Below are 18,877 nucleotides of genomic sequence, written 5' to 3'. Positions count from 1 at the left end.
GACTTCGACTTGTCCAGCCGCCAGGTCAGCGGCGCGTTCTCGTCGGTGAGCCAGTCCTGCAGGTACTGCGCCCGCACGTGCCGGATCTGCCCCAGGGCCCCGGAATCGACGAGCCGCTTCGCGAGCGAGAGCGCCGGGGTGCGCCGGTAGGAGAACCCGCACATGGAGAACACCCCGCGCGCCGCCGCGGCATCCGCCACCGCCGTCATCCGCTCGGCCTCCGCCACCGAGTTCGCCAGCGGCTTCTCGCAGAGCACATGCTTGCCGGCCTCCAGCGCCGCGATCGCGATCTCGGCGTGAGTGTCGCCCGGGGTGCAGATGTCGATCAGGTCGATGTCGTCGCGTTCGATGAGCCTGCGCCAGTCCGTCTCCGTCGACTCCCAGCCGAGCTTGGCGGCGGCCGCGGCCACACGCTCCGGGTCCCGGCCCGCGATCGCAGTCAGCCGCGGCGCGAGGGGAAGTTCGAAGAAGCGCGGCGCCGTCCGCCACGCCTGCGAGTGCGCCGCGCCCATGAAGGCGTACCCGACCATGCCCACCCGCAGGGAAGGGCTTCTGCCAGAAGTCATAGATGTCTCCGGTGTTGTGGGTTGGGGTTCTATGAGCACCGTCACATCGATGCCGTCCGGGAAAACGTACCTTCTGCTCCGCTCATAAATCCAGACTTCTGGCGAAATTTTTTTTACGTACCAAAAGTGGTTCACAGGACGTTCTGCGGGTCCTAGGATCACTTTCTGACTGGTGTTCTTCCCGCTATCCCAGCCTCAACTCGCGGGGTTACCAGACATAAGTTGTCTCGGACAGCTTTTCCTTCGCCCTCGCGGTTCAGCTCTGGACAGCGGGGGCGTCCCACTGCGCCGCAGGACGGTGCATCAGCAGAAACGAGCATTCAGTGAAGGCAGCAGCGATCACCGCGCCCCGCCGCGTCGAGGTCCTCGACCAGCCGCGGCCGGCCTCAAGCCGCGACCTTGTCGTGGTCAAGATCCTCATCTCCCCCATGTGCACCGAGTTCAAGCACCGCCACGGCGGCCCCGCCCAGGACGTCCTGGGCCACGAGGCCGCGGGCATCGTCGTCGACGCCGGCCATTCGGGCCGGGTCAGCGTCGGGGACCGCGTGGCGGTCATGCCCCACTACGGATGCGGCACGTGCCCCCTGTGCACCGCGGGGGACTACATGTACTGCCCGAACCAGCGCGATGTGCTGGCCGAGACGAACCAGCCCTACGGCACCGCAACCTACGCAGAGTACGTCCTCAAGCCCGACTGGCTCCTGGCCCCCATCCCCGACGACATCCCCCTCCGCCACGGCGCCCTCGCCTGCTGCGGGCTCGGCCCCAGCTTCAACGCCATGCAGCGGATGCAGGTCAACGCCCTCGACACCCTCCTGGTCTCAGGCTGCGGGCCCGTCGGCCTCGGGGCTATCGTGCAGGGAGCAGTTCGTGGCGCCCGCGTCCTGGCGATCGAAACCCATCCCTACCGGGCCGAGCTCGCCCACAAGCTGGGAGCCGAACGCGTCTTCGACCCGCGCGATCCCGAGATGGTCGAGCAGATCCGCCAGGCAACCGGAGGCCGCGGGGTCGATGCCGCAGTCGAGACCAGCGGCGCGCCCGGCGCCTCCCGCACCCTGGCCCTCGCCACCCGCGCCCGGGGACAGGTCAGCTTCGTCTCCTGGGGCAACGACATCGACCTGCCACCCCTCGTTCCGCTTGGGCTGGACATCCACGGCTGCTGGCACTGGAACCACCTGCGGGACGCCCCCCTCATGTGGGACACCATCCGCAAGGCCTCCAGTCTCCTCGACACGATGGTCACCCACACCATGGACCTCGACGACGTAGCCGCCGCCATGGACATCCAGGACACCGGTGCCTGCGGCAAGATCTTCCTCCTCCCCCACGGAAAGACCAAGGAGACCGAATAATGACAAAGATCGTGTTCCTCGTCGGCGAAGGCGAGTACGAGTCAGACCGCACGATGCGGCCGATCGCCGACCACCTCGCAGCGGCCCTCGGGGCCGAGGTCGTCTACAAGACCCCCGACGTCCTCGAGGACATGCCGAACTTCCCCAAGCAGAGCTTCGGGGACCTCTCGGACCTCGACGACGCCGACCTCCTGGTCGTCTACACCCGGTGGCGGCAGCTCCCCGACGCCGAGATGCGCCACATCGTGGACTACTGCGACCGTGGAGGCCACGTGATCGGCCTGCGCACCTCGAGCCACGCGTTCCACTACCCGCCCGAGAGCGAGTGGGCCGAATGGAATGACGGATTCGGCCGCGACGTCCTCGGCTCGCCATGGATCAGCCACCACGGGCATTCCTCCAGCACCGACGTCACCTGGGCGAGCAAGGAAGGCCACCCCATCCTCGAGGGAATCCCCGAGTCCTTCCATCTGCGCGCCTGGCTGTACCGGACGGACCTGAGCGAAGGGTGCGTGCCGATCCTCTGGGGCGAGCCGGTGGATCCCGAAAACGAGCCGACACCGTCGGCTGTCGCCTGGACCCGGGAGCGCCCGAACGGTCAGCGCACCGTCTACACGAACATGGGGCACCCCTCCGACCTGCGCCAGTCCATCGTCAAGACCTTCCTCGCCAATGCCGCGAAGTGGTGTCTGCAATCCGGGGCGGCCGACGCTGATCACGACCTCAGCCGCTCCCTCAGCCGCTGAGGTTCGACCCCCCGTGCCGCGGTTCGGTGCCGTTCCGGGACAGCTCGGACGGCGCCGATCCCGGCGGACACAGAAAGGATCCCGCGGACACAGAAAGCTCGAATGCTGAGGAGCCGCAAGGACATGACGGTCTTCCCCGGCACCGGTCAACGGTGGCGCTACCGCCGCTTCCTGATGCTGAGTTCGACGCTCCCGGCGTCCCGGGTCTAAAGGAACTGAGGCTCTCGCCTACGACCGCCATCGACTGGGAGCGGCGTCCGAAGAAGCATCTGGCCACCGAAGACGGCCGGCGGCAGAAGGCACACCTCGAGGGCGTCCGGGAGGCACGCCGCTTCGCCGAGCGCGTCGCTACGCCCATGTCCCCGGCTCAGTCGCGGAGGGCGTTGAGGACTACACGCCACTGGGAACTCGTGGATGCCGGTGCTTCCAACGCTCAGGCCTGCAGGATGCTTGGCCAAAACCCCCTCGGTCGACCTGAACACCATCAGACATCTCGCCGAGGACCGTATCGACATGGTCGCCAACGCCGCCGGGAAGCACCTTGGCCTCAAGCCCCGATTCGTCCTGCCTCGGATCCCGCGCATCGGCCTCGCAACGGGTAGGGTCATCAGGTGAGCGGCTCAGACGCCGCCCTCCGCCCGGTCCGCAGCGTCCGCACCGAGAACCAGCTCGGCTCACTCGCCGCCGACTCGATCGTCTGCGGCACCCACGACCCCGGCCACGTGTTCCAGGCCGGCGGGAACGGCGACTGGTTCGAGCCCCGCAGCGAGGAGCCGTTCACGACCGCGGCGCTGTGGGAGTTCCTGACCGGCGCCTACGAGACGATCATCGTCGATGAGGACCGCGAAGGGTGAGTGCTCTACGACGCTGCCCAGAAGCACAAAGTCGCCCGACCCAAGCGCACCCTCGCACTTCTACGTCTCGGGCTTACGCGACCGACAGCCATGCTGGGTGACCCACGAGACCCTCGCCGAGGCCCTGCGCGCATCGAGGACCGCCTCGCCGAGGGCCCGGCGAGCAGGCATCTCAATATCGGGTGGCGGTTTGACGCTCAGCTCGACTTCCACTCGATCGAGGTCATCCAACCCGCCACCCTTCTGGATCAGCTCCCCTGGCGGGCTGGCGGAGGTTTTGGGGCCTTGAGCGGTTTGCCACAGGCGTAGGACGCCGCCGGGCTTGCTACCCGTTCAGCAGCCGGAGGGCGTCGATCCGGTTCGTACAGCCGAGCTTCGCGTAGGCATGTTCTAGGTGCTTCGCCACGGTTCGTGGACTGATACCGAGCAAGTGACCGACGGAGACGCCAGTGAGGCCCCTTCCGATAAGCTGCAAGATCTCATGCTCCCGCGAGGTCAACGAGTAAGGCTCACCGCGCTTACGGTCCTCGGCGTGGCTCCCACCCTAAGCCTGCTCGAGAAGGCGCAACACCGGCTGAATCCGTCGAGCCAACTCGACCTCAGCGTCAGAAAAGTCGTTCGGCCAACGGTTCATTGACCACCCGGTGAAACGATATGGGCTCAGATCGGACGTGAGGAATATGAGCTGCCGGTTGACCTCCAGCCTCGACAGTCCCTCCCGAAAGGCTCTCGTCTGATAGAGCTGGCTGTCCGAAACAAGGTCGCTGAGACGCCTCAGGCCATCGCTGGGCTCCCGCCGGAAGCTGATGACCGCCGGATGCACAGCGAACAGATCAAGCAGCATCTTCGGAATATCGACCCCGGTAAGCTCCGGGTACACTCGAACGTCCGAATACCTGGTTCGTGCGTCAACGTCGTTCCAAGCCGCGTGATCCGAAGGGAAGAGCCTCAGCAGCAGCTCGCTGGCGGCGCGGAGGTACTCGTCGCGGCCATCGAGGTGATTCAGCTGGGCAGCTAGGTCGGCGGCCGGTTCCATGGCTCCCCCCTTTGCTCGTGGGAAGGCTGTCAGGAGGGTAGGACGGTGGCGCAATACGCACAAGAGCGTATTCAGCAGAAGTTGCCGAGGCAGGATTATGGTCCTGTCCGGCGGGACACCCGTCAGACCACGGTTTCCAGAGAGGGGCAGCTCTGGGGAGGGCGGCGCTGGGCCTGCCTATCAGCTAGACCAACAGGCGGACGGTCTCGGCCGCCATCCCACCCCGGGAGCCCGCCATGCTCAAAGCTCTCCGCCGCGCCACGGCCATCACGGACGCGGCGTTGCTGTGCCTCTTCGCCACGCAGCCCACTCAGGCGTCCGTACCCACCCAAGACTCCGTGACGGGTTCAGGCACGGCGAACAACGGATCGGCGTCGTTCTCGATCAACGCCGTCAGCGGCCCCTCAGGGCAAAACCCCTCCGGGACCGTGTACATCACGACCGGCATCGGAACCCTGAACGGGAGCGTTACGTGCCTCGACGTCAGCGGCAGTCAGGCCGCGATCGGAGTCCTGGCAGATTCGACCACAACCGCTGAGGCCCCGGGTAGCGCCTTCCTGGTCACCGTCCAGGACAACGCCGTCAGCGGGACGCCGGACCTCATCCGGGTGCAGACGAACACCTACAGCTGCGACCTCATCGACCTGACCTTCGCAAGCCGCGTCAGCTCCGGTGACATCGCCGTGGTGGACGCCCCTGATCCCGTCGCGCTGACGAACACCCTGACGAAGGCGGTGCAGAACTCCGGCTTGGACAAGAACGTCGCCTCCCAGCTGCTCTCAACCCTCAGCGATGTCACCAGCGCCCTTGCCCAGTCACCGGTCGACACCGGGAAAGCCTGCAACGGATTGACGGACTTCGCCTCGTACGTGACCAAGTGGGCTGGCGGCAAGATCCCCCAGGCGACGGCCGATGACTGGCTGAAGCAGGCGTCACTGATCCGGCAGTCGATCAGCTGCTGACCTAGCACATTTGGGAACATCCCATGAACTCAGGGCTTGCCCGCATCCTCCGGTGGGATCGCCCCATGCCGAAAGAATTGAGCCAGCCATGCCAATCGTCGACGAGAGCATCGTCATTCCTGTCCCGCCGGAAGAGGTCTTCGACTACATCGTCGAGCCCGCGAACGTGCCGGCCTTCCAAGCTACCGTCCAGAGCTGCGAACTCCTCACCGACGGGCCTGTTGGTGTCGGCTCCCACATCAAGGGCACCAGTAAAGTCCTCGGCTTCAGCTTCGAGTGGACGGCCGAAGTCACCGAACACAACAGGCCCAGCCGGTGGGTGAGCAAGACCATCGCGGGCAAGCTCCCCTTCACCGTCACCTACACGATCACCGCGGAGGACAACGGAACCCGGATGAGGTACCACATCGAATCGCCAACCGGACTCGGCGGGGTATTCGGGAAGCTCGCCGATGCCGCGGTCACCCGGTCCTACACCCACCAAGTTCGATCGGACCTCGCGACTCTTTCGGAGATCCCCATCCATCAGCACGACCAGCACGGGCGTGGAACTGCCACGGGCTGATCCATCACACAGAGCACCTGGAGTTACTGTGGGCAGCACCCACATCGGCTGACGGCGCTCCGCCCTTCCACCTCGACTGCGGACAGCAGCGGCCGCCACCCCCCCCGCACACGGCGCGGAGTGGTCCGCGTCACGAGGGGCGCCCTTCTTACTGTTCTGACGGCCTCCCCGCTGCCTCTCCCGCTCTGGCCTTTCGCTGATGACCCGGGGCAACCGGCAGCTTTGCGAACGGGCAAGATCGCAGCATGGGGGAAATTGCCATCACGGGCACCCGCTCGCGCTATCAGCCCTTGTCGACCAAGTGATGCGAGCATGAACTCGTCCACCTGACGCGCCGGGGGCCGTCGTCGCCGCGATCGTGGACGTACAGCAGCTTCGTCAGCTCCTAGAGGACGCAGAGGAGCTCGCGGACATCCGAGCTGTGGGTGCACCATGGGACGAGGCGCAGCGCCTGGACGAGACGCCCATCCTGTGGAACGAGGCAGAGCGAGACATCCTCGAATGAGCGGCGACGCTCGAGATCCCTGCGGTTCAAGACGATCCACGGCCCGATCTTCGAAGCCAGTCATGTCGGGAATGTCAGCTGGATCTTCAGCGTTCTCACCTCGACCTCTCCGTCGGCGTCCACGCACACCTCCACGAGATTTCCCGCCCAGCTCTGCTCCGCAGCCAGGACCTCGACCATCGTGCTGCCGTCATCCCACTTGAGCTCGCAACGCAGTCTCTGGTGCCAGTGGCCGGCGAACAGTGCTTTGGGCCGGATCTTCTCGACAGTCTCCTGAAGGAGTATCCGTGTCTGGTTGGCCCGCTCGATCGTCTTCGGGGAAAGCCCGGACATGCCTTTGAGCCCGGCCACGCCCATCGGGACGTCATGTGTGAGCATGAGTGGCACGCCCCCAGCCGACGCTTCGATCAGCTGCTGGGCTTGCTCGGTAGTGGGTTCATCCTGAGGCCACCAGTCCCGGCCCTCGCGGCGCCAGGCTTTGTCGACACTATGCGCTCCGCCTAGGCCCGCAAGTCGGACGCCGTCGTGCTCGATCACGACCCCGTTCGGTAGATAGGAGAACCGGTCCGCGACTCGGCGTGTGCCGTCAGGGTTCGGGGGCAGGGTCTCGAGCGTGTCCCAATTGTCATGGTTCCCGCCGATGAACGTGTAGAGAATGTCATTCTCTTCGAGGAGGAGGCGCATCCTTTTCTCGGTGCGGCCCCGGTGCTGTCCCGGCCAGTCAAAAGAAGCATCCCCGACGCAGTACAGGCGGTGGATCCCAGCGTGCTTCAGCGTCCGGCACACGGCCCGGTAATGCCCCAGATGCCCATGCCAGTCGCCCATTACGGCAGCCCGCCAAACTCTTCCCGCCTCCGGGTCATTAGGCGTATACACGCTCGGGCCTCCGTCCAGTCAGTGAAGGCTTCAGGCTATCCATCCAAGGAGACAAACGAGGTCCGTCTCGGCTGGCCCGCAACGCCTTTCTTCCGCCGCTCAAGAAGATCTTGAATGCACGAGCTCCACTGGGCTCTGGCGAATCACCAGTTCCCTGTGCGCGTTGCACAGCTCCCGGCTGGACCACGGCTGCTCGAGCTGACGCCCAGCAGTCCAAGCCGGAGGCTCTCGCAGACGTCCAGCCCCCGGGCCCTCAGCCTCCAGCGCCCCGATACCGGCCGCAGCGTCCCGCGCTTCCTCCTCTGTCGGTTCGAGACCCCAGAGGTGCGGATCGAGAGGCACATCCTCCCCCGTCATCACGTCCCCATCTTGGGCGTTCACTCTGGCTCCGCCTTCGCGAGAGCACAGAGCCAGTCCGGAATCGGCTCATGGGTCAGGCGCTCGTTGATGATGATCCGAGCGCGGGCCGCCGCGGTCATCACCCTCCAGTCTGCGAAGCTCACGGACTGGAGGGCCGACCCAATGGGGTGATCTCGCTTGGTGATCAGCATCGGCCGCTCTCGGCCTTCCACAGCAGAGCCTCACCACACGTGCTCACCCAAGTCGTAACGGGCGGCCTCCAAGACCGCCTCAGGGTCCGCGCGCAGGAGGTCGACCGGGCGTGCGGCGTCCTCCAGCATCCCCGACCGGGAGCAGAGCCAGAACACCAAGTCCATGGGATCGACGCCCTCAACTGTGGCAACCTCAAGGAGCTGGCGGGTCACGGACAGCACACCGTTTCCCTCGAACTGGAACAGCGGGTAGATCCACTCGTCCTCTCCCCGTCGCCGGTAAGCCAGAATGCGTCCGCGTTCCCGGAGCGAGTCCACAAGACGGGCGTTTCCAGGATGTCCGATGCGGTCTGCGGCCTGGGCTTCGTCCAGCACACCGAACTCGGCCTCGATCGCTTCCAAGGTGCGCTTCTCCTGGCCGAGGGCGAATTCGATTTCAGGCGACAATGCCGATTCCTCCATCGGATCAGTCTGCACTCCCGCACGCCTTCTTGCGACAGTGGCTAGCTGAGGAGGGCTGGCAGCTCACCGTGCCTGGCCACCTGGCTCGGTGGTAGTGCTCGTTCCAGTAGCCGGCGGCGTCCGTGGCGATGTCGCCCATGGCGATCGCCGAGATGAACTTCGCGGCCGGGTCAGCTAGCTGCCGTCGAGCACAATGGCGGACTCGGGGCGCTCAGTATTGGCGAACTGCCCGCTGGTGCGCCGGCCCTTGGGCTGGCGGTTGCGGTAGTTCGATGCGGTTCCGGAGTTGTTCATGCCCGCCTGTGTGCGGCGGGTGCCGGAAAACGCGAGAAGCCCCCCGGATTTTTCCGGGAGGCTCCTCATGCGGACTGGGTCAGGGGTGTCGGGGCTTAGCCCTCCCCAGTTGCGTTTGTGTGCGGGAGGCCGAGGAGGGCAGTCCAGTCGGAGGCGAACTTCTGCTGGAGGGACTGCAGCTGCTCCCTGCCGGTGCACAGGGCGCTCTGGGCGTCCGTCTCGACCTGATCCTTGTCATTGTGGACGTACGACGACGGCGTCGAGTGGATGAAGGCGGCCGGTTGGGGCCAGAGGTTCCTGACGTCGCTTGCCCCGCCGATGGCTAATGGCTCGAGGTGGTCCAATTCGTACTTCGACGCGTCGGAGGCGGGGATCCCGTAGGCAGCCATGATCTTGATCTTGGCCGGGTCGGTGAGCGATGCGGGAGGCCGGACGCTGGAGGTGTAGCCGCCCTTGCGGCACACCGTCTCCTTCAGGTTCGCCTGAGTCACGGCACTGTCGACTGCGCCCGGGGTGCATTTGGGGTCTGGGAGGGGGCTCCTTCTCGGCGGTCCATCGGATGTGGCAGCTGTTCGGGGCCGGGATCGTCCCCTCCAGCCCGGCTTGCGTCCATCCGTGGCCGTTGGCGACGACGGGGCCCGAAGTGTCTCGTGAACCCTGCTCCTGTGAGACACCCGCCGAGGACCGCACTGTGGGCTGGGCCGGCTGTGGGGATCTGGGCGCACCCGGCAAGGGCCAGGAGGGCGCCGGCAAGGGCGAGTGCGGCGAGGGTTCGTCGGTGGTCCATACCGGTCATGTGTGCGGTCTCCTCGCCCCTCGTCGACGTGAGGTTCCGGTGGTCCACAAGGGTGGTCCACCCCTGGTCCATGGACCACCCCTTGGGTGGTCCGCTTCCGGTCCGCCTCCGGTCCGCTCGTGGTTTGTTCTGCTGGTCCTGTCGGTGGTCCACTTTAGACTGGTCCACCCGGGCATTGGCCTGCCCGGACCGCGTCGTGAGGAGGGCAGGACGATGGCCGCATCGAGGGTCGAGGCCGACAGCCGAGGGGTTGCGCTCACAGCTCTCGGGCTCGTGGGCGTGCTTGCTGCGGCAAGCTTCACGCTTTCCTTCCAGGGGCTCATCCAGGCTGCGGGTTGGGCTGGCATCCCGCCGATCCTCCGCTGGCTGGTGCCGGTCGTGGTCGACTCCACGATCCTCGTCTACGCCGTTGCAGCGGCCGTCCAGCGCGCCAGGGGCGAGGACACGCGGCTGTCCTGGGTGGCGGTGGCGTTCTTCACCACAGTCTCCGTCGCGGCAAACGCCGCCCACGTGCTCGCCCCAGACGGGGTGCCAGCCATGATGACCCCCGCGGTCGCGTTCGGTGCCGGGATCGCGGCGATCATGCCGCTGAGCCTGTTCTTCGCCACCGAGACCTGCGTCGCGCTGGTCGTCGCTCCTCCGGTCGGCAGTGTCGCCCAGCGTCGCAAGCGAGCCTTCGCGAAGCTCATGATGGAGCGCGGGGTGAACCAGAACGGACCGGAAGGGTGGGCCGCTTCCGGACCACTCGGGCGGACCACGGGTGGACCATCTGGGCGGTCCGCTGGACCACAGGGTGGACCACCCCATGGACCAGGGGGTGGACCACGTCGGACCAAGGCCGAAATAGAGGCCGAGGTGCGGCGTCTCAACGAACAGGACGGCCTCTCCCAGCGGGAGATCGCGCGTCGTCTGGGGATCTCCAAGACCACCGTCGCCCGGACCCTCGGAACGGCGGACAAGCACGTCCCCGCGACGGCCTGAAACCGTCTCACAACCCCTAAGGGTTCATGAGACAGCCCTAGTGTCGGCGGGTACGGGCAAGATGAGGATCGTGACCTTCCCCATCAGGAGCGCCCGTCGGGGTGACGCCGTACCGCCCGGACGCATCGGCTACGACACTACCGCACCCGTCCTCCTTCTGCACACCGTCCAGACCGAGGAGGCCCTCCAGGAGCTCCTCGACACCGGCCGGCTCAACCCGGACCCGGCCCGGGCGATGGAAGGCTACGACGACGCCTACGCGTGGCTGCTCAGCCACATGGAGAAGCGCCTCCCGACCCGCGGGAACGGCATGGTGTGGCTCTGGGCGAAGATCCGCCGCGACGACCTCATCCACAACATCCGCTACTCCGACGGCAAGGTGCTCCTGACCTGCCGGATCCCCCGCGAACGGGTCCTGCTGTCCCAGTACGACGACTGGCACCAGGTCCTCAACGAGTCCCCCAACATCCTGTCCCTCCCCGGTGAGACCCCGGACGAGTACGAGGTGAGGATCGAAGGGATCTACGACGACCTCCATGCCCGCCTGAAAGCAGCCGGCGCCCACCGCGTCCCCATCAGCGCCTGGCCTGAGGAACTCCGGCTGGAGGTCGAATCCAGCTGGGAGGCCATCTTCGACCCGGCCAACTACACCAGGCGCCGCTACTGGCAGGCCACTGTGCACGAACTGCTGGCCGAGGACGTCGTCGAGGCGGTCCGGCTCGAGAGCTGACCATCTCGCAGGATCCGGAAAGTGTTGCTCCGGCTCCTCATGCTCTTCGTCCTCGGAGTGGCCCGCGCTTCGGCTGGCTTCCTTGCTACCCCGACGCCGTGTGCCTGCCGAACATGCCGGGGCCCTGCCTGCGAATACTTCACCTGCTTGCTTCCGGCCCGGAGCTCGCTTGTTCTTCGGCCGACACTTAATGAGAAGATGCCAACGCCGTCGCGTTTCCATCGCCGGGGTAAGCCGTCTGAAGCGATGCACGTGCATGTTGGAAGGCCGGATTACACCGAGAGACGGGAGCCCGTTCTGAGTCTCGCTCATGCCTTTCTATGCGGCCCGGGGCTCGACGGCCGTGAGCTCCGGTTCGAAACATGAGCTTCCTCCCTGGGACGCCGCGCACATCTTCGAGCTCCAGCAGGGTCCTCCGAATACCTGTTGAACGCCGGCCACTCGGCCGCCTACGCATACCTCGCCTAAATGACCGCCTTCCTGAAGGCGAACTGGCCCACCGAGTACGGCACCGCCGACATCGCGATCAGTCCGTGCCGCGCACATCGGCCCGTCCGAAGTGTCGCAGGGTCGGCTCCGCAGGGCAGCACACCGTCGCCGAACGGGAGGCCAAAAAGACTGGAAGGACGGCCCCCTTGCACTCGATCACGCCCCCCGAGAACATGACGACCCCGATCGGCTCTCTGCCCCATCACTGCAGCAGCCGTGCGTGCTCGCCGTCGGCGCTTCCCCGTGAGCCTCGCCCTGGCGAAGGCTGCCCGTCCCGGCGGACGGAAGGTTGTGGACCCGATGCGGAGGTTCACCAGCTCCCAGCGGAACGAGGGGTTGCCCGGGCCAGTGGGGGTTGCCAGCGCGCGATGATCCCGTTCGTCCACTGCCCGCTAAGGCCCAGCACGGGCGACAATACTTCCCGCATTCGGAGGGTGAGCGGGGTCGATGGGGGAACTTCGTGGCCGCCTGCCAGCGGCAAGAACAACACCTCGACGGGCGACAAGGCCATAACGTTCTGGCACCGCATCTTGCTCGAGGCACGCCGCCGCCGCTAGGTCAGCCTAGATGTCCATGCCGGGGAAACGGTACGCCCCGCGGTGGGATCAGCCTATTTTCGTCCAGCGACCGCACCGTTCCGACTTGAACCCTTCCCCGGCGTAGACCGTCACCGGGACTCCGTCGGGCGCGAACTCGACGAAGTCGTTGGCGAGGGTCGCAACTGGAAGCCACACTCGATCATCTCTTCGGCGGCTCTTCTCAACCAGCTGCCACACCCCCTCAAGCGATAGGGCGCTCTTCGACGTGTGGCGCTCGGCTGCGAGCCTGTCGAGTTCGCGGTCGAGGTCTTCTGGGAGCCTGAGGGTCATGGCCATTCCCCGATGGTACCGCCCTGGTATCACCCGTCTGAGGCGTCGCGCCCGCTCTCAGTAGCCGTCGATGTTCCGGGCCCGCTGGCTTTGCAGGTGCTCTGCTTCCAGGGTTGAGGCGATGCCGCGGAGAGCGTCGAAGACACGCTCCGGGTCGATCTCGGGCTTGACGTGGTCGAACTCGTGGACGATCTGCTGGAGGCGGTACCGGTCCTCGATTTGGCGCACGGTGAGCGTCTCGTCGAAGAGCTCGACCTCGTGCTCCATGACTTTCTCGTGTTCCTCGGGGAACCGCGCCTTGTGGGGCGCGCACTCGTACATGCGGGCGGCACGGACGAGCTGGCCGCCGTCGAAGGCGTTCAGCTGCCGGGGCCTGGTGATGAAGACGCCTTCGAGCTGGGCGAAGGTCGCGGTCATCGCCTGGTCGCACTCGGCCTCCCACTCTGCGAGGTGCCGGTCCTTCTTGGGCTTGGGGTGGGTCTCTTCCCACTCTGCCCTGAACTGGGCGGCGAGACGCTCGTGCGCCTGCTCGTTGTCCTCTGCCCACTTGGCCCCGAAGGCCTTGTAGAGCTGTTCGATGACCTTGTCCGGCACCTCGACGGTCGACCAGAACTCGATGCAGTGGTCTGCGGTCTTGGGTGGGGCCGGGTTGGTGTAGGTGCCGTTGTCGGCATCGAAGAGCTTCACGGCCGCCAGCCTAACCTCTGGTTCGGCGTGGAGGCGGGAGGTGAACTCCCCTCCCTGCGGGACGCCCCTCCCGACCCTCTGCTGGGTCTCGCTGGTCATGCTGCTCGGTCTCCTCTAGCTCAAGTCACTTGGTCCGCGGGCCGGACACCGTGGTTGGCATCACGACGTCCTGTCCGCCTACACCACTGTGTGCGGCTCCGTCGCCGTTGGCTCGACCCGCTGGCGCCGCGGGGGTCTGTGCGGCGGTGACTCCTGCCTTGGCCTGGGCCGTGGCGGCCTTCTGGCCTCCCACTGGTCCTTCTTCTCCTTCGCGGCGCGCTGCTTCTCGAGCTCCTGCTTCTGCAGCATGGACTGGCGCCAGTTCTCCACCATCTGGTCCTTACGCGCAGCCTGAGCGGAGGGACGCAGGTCGTAGAGCTTCTTGGCGCCCTTGACCACGCCGTATGCCGGCAGCTCCGATCGCTGCGGCTGGGACAGCTGCGGTACCGAGAGCACCGACCGTCAGTGTGCCGCCGCCGACGACCGCCGCAAGCTTCCCGTCCTTGTCGAGGGTGCCCCTCAAGTCGTCCTGCCACTCCCGGACCGCCGAAGCCAGGTCTTCGTTGACGGCGTTGAGAGGTTGTCGGGCGCAGTGGGCAGTCGCAGCCTTGAAGCGACTGGTGGCGACCAGGACCCGAGCGGTGGTGTTGAGCCGCTTGCCCTTGGGAGCGGCCCCGACAAGGCTGGGCTCCTTGCGGTGCTCCTGGTCGAAGTTCAGCGCCTGTTCGTACTCGGCCGCCTGGAGATCCTTCATCAGCTTCCGCTCCTCGCCGGACATTTTCCCGCTGGCCAGCTGCGAGTTGGCGGCACCGGAGGTGACGAATGTGGTTGGATCCAGCTTCCTGGCGACATCGGAGCGCCCGTTGCCCCCTTGCTCGAGCCGTGCGCGCCGAGCGCCAGCCGACGCACCATCTCTGAACGGGAGCCATGCCCTCCATGCCGTCGCCCCCAGTGCGCGTGGGGTGAAGGAGAAGCGAAGGTGCATCAGAACATATACCGACTCTCCTTCACTAATCCTTAGTTAGATGTAGGGCAATGCGGCCAAGTGGCACCGATCCCAGGGATGACAAGGGATCCAGACCTTTGAGCGATGCGGCCAAGCCGCGGGCAATGGGGCCGCGCTGACCCGTTCCGGTCATGTTCCGCCCCGCGGTGCTGCGCTTCGGCACACCCGTGGGCGGCCGTGGCGCATAGAAGAGGCATGAACTACGAAAGAGACAGGGCCGCCACTGCGGCCAAAGAGGCCATCGACGGCCCGGTGACCAGTCTGGACGAGCTCACCGCCGGGCTCGGGGCCAGCCTCCCCGCGGCCGCCGAGCACGAGCTCCCCGCCTGGACCGAAGACTCCTACGACGGGACCATCACCGGCTCCGGCGCGTACAAGCTCGCCGACTCCGGGGTCGCCCCGCTCATCGCCGCCGCCCGCGGGTACGAGCGCATCGGCGAGAAGAACTTCAACACCCTCAAGGACCTCGGCGTCCGCACGACCACCAAGCAGGGCCAGCGCATGAAGCGCACCATGGGCGTCCCCGGGCGCGACGGGATGCTCATGCCCTGGTACAGCATCAACGACGTGGCCGCCAGCCAGAGCAAGAACACCCGGCTCGTCCCTTTCACCCACCAGCTGCGCCCGGGCGTCCCCGAGGACAACGAGCAGGGCAAGCCGATCAAGTACGAGTTCGTCTCCGGCATCGGCACCCCGCTGGACCTCCACCCCGCCATCCCGGCCGAGTGGATCGACGGGGCCGGGACCATCATGGTCGCCGAGGGCCTGCTCAAGGGCGACTCCGCGCTCTCCGCCTACCTCAAGGCGAACGGCGCCACGTGGGAGGACCTGGCCTACAGCGGCCCGGCCGAGGTCGCCAGGGACAGGATGCGCGCCCTCCTGGAGGCCATCCCGGAGAAGGACCGCGTGTTCATCTTCAACATCGGCGGCATCCACAACGACCGGCAGAACCCGATCGACTGGCGCTCCATCCTGCTCAAGGGGCGCCGGGCCGTGGTCGCCTACGACGCCGACTTCAAGAAGAACGCGCACGTGTGGAAGGCCGCCCGCGGCATGGAGAAGTTCCTCCTCGGCAAGGGCGTCTCCGAGGTCCGGTTCCTGGACCCGGACTTCGTCGAGGACGAGAAGCCCGGGGTGGACGACTACCTGGCCAAGGTCGGGGGCTGGAAGAAGCTCATGGCCACCGCCACGAAGGACATCGGCTCCGAGCCGGCCTCATTCGAGCCGGGCGAAGTGCAAGTGGCCGCGGACGAGGTCAGCGTCGAGGAGTACGCCCAGGGCCCGGAGGGGCAGGGGTACTGGAAGCAGGTCGTCAAGCTCGGCGGCCGGATCAAGCTGATCGAGAGCTGCCGGACCCCCACGGTGGACGAGCAGCGCACCCTCGACTTCGGCGCTGGCGTTCCCGAGCACTCGGGGCTGGAGGCCGCGGTCGAGGTCGAGGTTGCCTGGCTGGACGACTACGGACAGCCCTACAAGGCGGTCGTCAGGGGTCCCCATACTCTGCTGATGCAGCGCCCTGAGGAGTGGGCGCGTCATGCGAAGGCCTCGTTCCCCACGTCCCTCAGCAGGAATCCCCTCTGGCCCCCGCGCGGGGCAAGCGGAGACAAGTGGCTCGCTGCAGTGAAGCGCAACCGCGCCGCCGAGACGAAGGCGCAGACCCGGTGGATGCGGATGGGCTGGGTCCCGGTCGAGGGCGGCTCCCCCGTGTTCATCGCCGGGGACCAGGTCATCGGCGGCGCCGAGCAGTTCGACGCGACCGCCAAGCCCGGGGTCACGGCCGCTGTCATGGACGTCGCCCGCTCCTTCGGAGTCGGCCACGACATCCCCGACGCCGACTGGGCCGACCAGGGCTACCGCGACATGGTCGCCGAGGACATCCGCCAGGTCGTGCACCACTACGTGGACTCCGGGGCTTGGACCGACCCGGCCACCGGGGTCCTGGCGATGTGCCTGGGGCTGCGCCCGGCCCTGCCGATCCGGCCCTGCTCGACAGCGTACATCTGGGGCCCGAAGGGCAAGGGCAAGAGCTTCACTGCCTCACGGATCATGCAGTTCTGGGCCGCGAAGCCCGGCGACGACTGGAAGGACACCCTCCCGGGGCAGGCCTCGGACACGGCCGCGTACATGGAGAAGGCCGTCTCGATGGCCCCGATCTGGGTCGCGGACGACCTCGCCCCCTCCACCTGGCAGCGGGCCGCGGACGCGGGCGCCTCCAAGCTGGAGGACCTGATCCGGGCGGTGTTCAACAACGGCGCCAAGGGCCGCATGAACGCGGACATGACCACCCGCGAGGCGAACCGGCCGATCGCCCAGCTGGTGATCACCGCGGAGAACCGGCTCGCGACCGCCTCGGCGATGGAGCGCACCATCCCGATCAGCATGGGCGAGGGGGCCCTCGCCTCCACGACCGAGCCGACGGACGAGCTCGTCCAGCTGGGCTACGACGGGATTCCGGCCCGGCTGACCTCCCACATGATCCAGTGGGTCCAGTACCAGGGCAAGGTCCACCAGAGGCGGTGGGCCGGCTACCACGAGTCGGTCCTGAAGGAGTTCGCCGACGGTGTCCGCGAGGATGTGAAGGACCTCATGCAGGAGCGCGGGGCGGACAAGTCCAAGCTCGAGCGGATCTCCACCCTGGTCGGTGACGTGCTGCTGGTCCTGCCCGTGCTGCAGGAGATGGCGCACGCGGCCGGGGTGGACCGGGCGCTCGTGCAGCGGCTCTCCACCGTCGGGATGGGGATCCCGGTCATCCAGAACGCCATGCAGACCCACGACGAGAACCGCGAGGCGGCCCCGGGCGCGTCCCTGATGAAGGCCCTCCGCCAGCTGCTGGCCTCCGGCAAGGCCCACATCGGGTCCACGGACAACCCCAAGGGCGCACCGTACATCGGCACGAAGGGCGAGCAGGTCCACCAGAGCCTGACCAACTCGCTCCTGGGGTGGGTGCCCTCCTCGAACGGCGAGATGGGTCCGGGCGGGGAGTGTATCGGGCGCCTCCTCACCATCCAGAACAAGGATGTGGTCCTGTTCAACAAGGAGGTCGCCTTCAACAACGCCCGCCGGGCTTTCCCGGACCTGATCCCGCCTGGGCAGGGGTCTACGACGGCGTGGATGGCGGTCTGGCAAGAGGGCTTCGCCTCCTCACACCTCAATCCAGAACTCAGCAGGAGCGGAAAGTCAACGGGCCTCTACCGGGCTCGGATCGGCGGCAACCAGCTCCGCGGGGTACCCGTGAACCTCTCGACCCTCGTCGGATGGGGCCAAGACGCAGAAACGCAGGACGAGATGGCGGATTCCCTGGCCGCCTGAGCCAGTGCTCACTCGAAGGGCCCGGGCTGTCACGGTCCGGGCCCTCCCACTCGGGTCCGAACGAAGAAGCTGCGCCGCTGCGCGGGACACGCCTTCCGTCCGGCGCACTGGTACCCCGAACACGGCGTCTCCCGGCGACACCCCGAGACCACGACCGCATCCTCGTGCACCCACGGCAAGCGCTTGAATCTCGACCTCTACCCCCGCACGGCCATCCGACTCTCCTGGCATTCCGAATCGGATGACGGCCCCTCAGAGTCGCTTCGCCGGCACGGTTACAGGACAAAAGGTTGTCCGAGACCTACCCACCCACGACCTTTACGAGCTGGACCCGGCGGAGCTGGGACTGGTTGAGGACCGTTCGGACACCGTCAACAGCGTGGGCGCCCTCGTCTCCCTGGTCTGGGCAGAGCACTCCGTCGAGGTCCCGACACTCCGCCAGTACGTGCTCGACGTCGCCCTGGGCGCAGACGGCGAGCCGCTGGTGGTGGAGCTGAACGGGCTGCTCAACGCTGGCCTGTATGCCTCCGACCGCACCTCGTCGCTCGAGCGATGGCGAGCTTGCTCCCAACCGACCTCTAGCGAATGGTCCGTTCGCATTGAAAGCGACACGGAATGCTTCTCGTCCATATCAGCGGGCGCCACCCCTTGTTATGCCACCATGTTTCCGCGCGACCGATTGGCCAGCATGTTTCCGCGCGACCGATTGGCGTGTGTGAGCGGAGGGGGACCGTAAATGTCGATGCTCGAAGCTGGGCCCGAGGAATACAAGCCCGCAGCACTGCCGGGCTGGGTCGCAGGAATCATGTCCCTGCTCGGAGTGCTCTCTTTCCAGTACTGGTACTACGATCTCCTTCGCTGGATAGTGACCATCGCTGCGATCTGGGTCTGCACTATCGCCTTCCGGCTGCAGAAGCCTGGGTGGGGAATCGCGTTCATCATCGTCGCGATCGTCTTCAACCCGATCATCCCGTTCACCGCAAACAAGCAGGCGTGGGCCGTCCCCGACGTCATCACTGGCGTCCTGTTCATCCGTGCCGCCTTGACCTTCTGGGAGAGGAAGGGGCCGAACGCGAGCGGGTAGCGGCACGTGGGGAGGTCGCTCCGCACAGGGGACCGAAGGGCTTGGGCCGTTCCGTTCGGCCCGAGCCCACCACCCGTCATCCGACGTCTCCGCGTCGTGAACCGAAATTCAGGCTCGG

Annotated in this window: 21 protein-coding genes; 11 read left to right on the top strand and 10 right to left on the bottom strand. The window is 66.6% G+C overall.

Annotation, left to right across the window (positions count from 1 at the left end; genetic code table 11):
• Window positions 1–566, bottom strand: a 566-nt coding sequence (locus E5679_RS18720) for a Gfo/Idh/MocA family protein (protein ID WP_138418720.1), incomplete at its 3' end; no start/stop codon positions are given.
• Window positions 567–889: 323 nt separating this feature from the next.
• On the opposite strand from E5679_RS18720, the gene E5679_RS18715 reads away from it, so the two are divergent.
• From E5679_RS18715 to E5679_RS18705, 4 genes are all read left to right on the top strand, one after another.
• On the top strand, window positions 890–1,918 hold the full coding sequence (locus E5679_RS18715) for a zinc-dependent alcohol dehydrogenase (RefSeq protein WP_212747006.1): 1,029 nt from the start codon (window positions 890–892) through the stop codon (window positions 1,916–1,918).
• Window positions 1,918–2,664 carry a ThuA domain-containing protein gene (locus E5679_RS18710; protein ID WP_138418718.1) on the top strand — a complete coding sequence of 249 codons (747 nt, stop codon included), beginning with the start codon at window positions 1,918–1,920 and terminating at the stop codon, window positions 2,662–2,664. The genes E5679_RS18715 and E5679_RS18710 overlap by 1 nt, the downstream gene beginning before the upstream one ends.
• Before the next feature lie 450 nt (window positions 2,665–3,114).
• Window positions 3,115–3,279, top strand: coding sequence for a hypothetical protein (locus tag E5679_RS20980; protein ID WP_171042461.1), 165 nt, complete (start codon window positions 3,115–3,117; stop codon window positions 3,277–3,279).
• A complete protein-coding gene (locus tag E5679_RS18705) occupies window positions 3,276–3,518 on the top strand; it encodes a hypothetical protein (protein ID WP_138418716.1) in 243 nt (80 codons plus the stop codon). Before E5679_RS20980 ends, E5679_RS18705 begins: the two co-directional genes overlap by 4 nt.
• 325 nt (window positions 3,519–3,843) lie before the next feature.
• Here E5679_RS18705 and E5679_RS21650 read toward each other — a convergent pair whose 3' ends face one another.
• Together E5679_RS21650 and E5679_RS18695 are read right to left on the bottom strand one after the other, a co-directional pair.
• Window positions 3,844–4,017 carry a response regulator transcription factor gene (locus tag E5679_RS21650; protein WP_138418714.1) on the bottom strand — a complete coding sequence of 58 codons (174 nt, stop codon included), beginning with the start codon at window positions 4,015–4,017 and terminating at the stop codon, window positions 3,844–3,846.
• Between the two features lie 45 nt (window positions 4,018–4,062).
• A complete protein-coding gene (locus E5679_RS18695; RefSeq protein WP_138418712.1) occupies window positions 4,063–4,554 on the bottom strand; it encodes a hypothetical protein in 492 nt (163 codons plus the stop codon).
• Between the two features lie 236 nt (window positions 4,555–4,790).
• Here E5679_RS18695 and E5679_RS18690 point away from each other — a divergent pair, with 236 nt between their 5' ends.
• The 3 genes from E5679_RS18690 (at window position 4,791) to E5679_RS20975 (ending at window position 6,586) form a co-directional block, all read left to right on the top strand.
• Window positions 4,791–5,516: a hypothetical protein gene (locus tag E5679_RS18690; RefSeq protein ID WP_138418710.1), complete on the top strand. Its 726-nt coding sequence runs from the start codon at window positions 4,791–4,793 to the stop codon at window positions 5,514–5,516.
• Between the two features lie 88 nt (window positions 5,517–5,604).
• A complete protein-coding gene (locus E5679_RS18685) occupies window positions 5,605–6,081 on the top strand; it encodes an SRPBCC family protein (protein WP_138418708.1) in 477 nt (158 codons plus the stop codon).
• Between the two features lie 358 nt (window positions 6,082–6,439).
• A complete protein-coding gene (locus E5679_RS20975; RefSeq protein ID WP_171042460.1) occupies window positions 6,440–6,586 on the top strand; it encodes a hypothetical protein in 147 nt (48 codons plus the stop codon).
• Between the two features lie 60 nt (window positions 6,587–6,646).
• Here E5679_RS20975 and E5679_RS18680 read toward each other — a convergent pair whose 3' ends face one another.
• The 4 genes from E5679_RS18680 to E5679_RS18670 all read right to left on the bottom strand — a co-directional run bounded on the left by E5679_RS18680 (window position 6,647) and on the right by E5679_RS18670 (window position 9,260).
• Window positions 6,647–7,411: a metallophosphoesterase gene (locus E5679_RS18680; protein ID WP_138418706.1), complete on the bottom strand. Its 765-nt coding sequence runs from the start codon at window positions 7,409–7,411 to the stop codon at window positions 6,647–6,649.
• Window positions 7,412–7,839: 428 nt separating this feature from the next.
• Window positions 7,840–8,034: a type 2 periplasmic-binding domain-containing protein gene (locus E5679_RS20970; RefSeq protein WP_171042459.1), complete on the bottom strand. Its 195-nt coding sequence runs from the start codon at window positions 8,032–8,034 to the stop codon at window positions 7,840–7,842.
• Between the two features lie 9 nt (window positions 8,035–8,043).
• Window positions 8,044–8,490: a hypothetical protein gene (locus E5679_RS18675; RefSeq protein WP_171042458.1), complete on the bottom strand. Its 447-nt coding sequence runs from the start codon at window positions 8,488–8,490 to the stop codon at window positions 8,044–8,046.
• A 374-nt stretch (window positions 8,491–8,864) separates the two neighbouring features.
• Complete coding sequence (locus tag E5679_RS18670; protein ID WP_212747004.1) at window positions 8,865–9,260, bottom strand: hypothetical protein; 396 nt, start codon at window positions 9,258–9,260, stop codon at window positions 8,865–8,867.
• Between the two features lie 518 nt (window positions 9,261–9,778).
• Between E5679_RS18670 and E5679_RS18665 the strand changes: the two genes are divergently transcribed.
• Both E5679_RS18665 and E5679_RS18660 read left to right on the top strand, forming a co-directional pair.
• Window positions 9,779–10,546: a DUF2637 domain-containing protein gene (locus E5679_RS18665; RefSeq protein WP_138418702.1), complete on the top strand. Its 768-nt coding sequence runs from the start codon at window positions 9,779–9,781 to the stop codon at window positions 10,544–10,546.
• A 70-nt stretch (window positions 10,547–10,616) separates the two neighbouring features.
• Window positions 10,617–11,276, top strand: coding sequence for a DUF3841 domain-containing protein (locus E5679_RS18660; protein WP_171042457.1), 660 nt, complete (start codon window positions 10,617–10,619; stop codon window positions 11,274–11,276).
• A gap of 1,094 nt (window positions 11,277–12,370) precedes the next feature.
• On the opposite strand, the gene E5679_RS18655 is transcribed toward E5679_RS18660, so the two are convergent.
• The 3 genes from E5679_RS18655 to E5679_RS18645 form a co-directional block, all read right to left on the bottom strand.
• A complete protein-coding gene (locus tag E5679_RS18655; RefSeq protein WP_249336229.1) occupies window positions 12,371–12,640 on the bottom strand; it encodes a CopG family ribbon-helix-helix protein in 270 nt (89 codons plus the stop codon).
• A gap of 51 nt (window positions 12,641–12,691) precedes the next feature.
• Window positions 12,692–13,420, bottom strand: a complete 729-nt coding sequence (locus E5679_RS18650; protein WP_138418698.1) for a hypothetical protein — start codon at window positions 13,418–13,420, stop codon at window positions 12,692–12,694.
• A gap of 280 nt (window positions 13,421–13,700) precedes the next feature.
• The gene (locus E5679_RS18645) at window positions 13,701–14,114 is read right to left on the bottom strand and encodes a hypothetical protein (RefSeq protein ID WP_138418696.1); all 414 of its coding nucleotides are present in this window, start codon (window positions 14,112–14,114) and stop codon (window positions 13,701–13,703) included.
• A 447-nt stretch (window positions 14,115–14,561) separates the two neighbouring features.
• Between E5679_RS18645 and E5679_RS18640 the strand changes: the two genes are divergently transcribed.
• Window positions 14,562–17,675, top strand: coding sequence for a hypothetical protein (locus E5679_RS18640; protein ID WP_138418694.1), 3,114 nt, complete (start codon window positions 14,562–14,564; stop codon window positions 17,673–17,675).
• A gap of 736 nt (window positions 17,676–18,411) precedes the next feature.
• Window positions 18,412–18,759 carry a DUF6804 family protein gene (locus E5679_RS18630; protein ID WP_138418692.1) on the top strand — a complete coding sequence of 116 codons (348 nt, stop codon included), beginning with the start codon at window positions 18,412–18,414 and terminating at the stop codon, window positions 18,757–18,759.
• Window positions 18,760–18,877: the final 118 nt, after the last annotated feature.

The organism is Sinomonas gamaensis (genome assembly GCF_005876955.1).
GTDB lineage: Bacteria > Actinomycetota > Actinomycetes > Actinomycetales > Micrococcaceae > Sinomonas > Sinomonas gamaensis.
The sequence above is the reverse complement of the archived record's forward strand: the minus strand, read 5'-3'. Positions and strand labels throughout refer to the sequence as shown.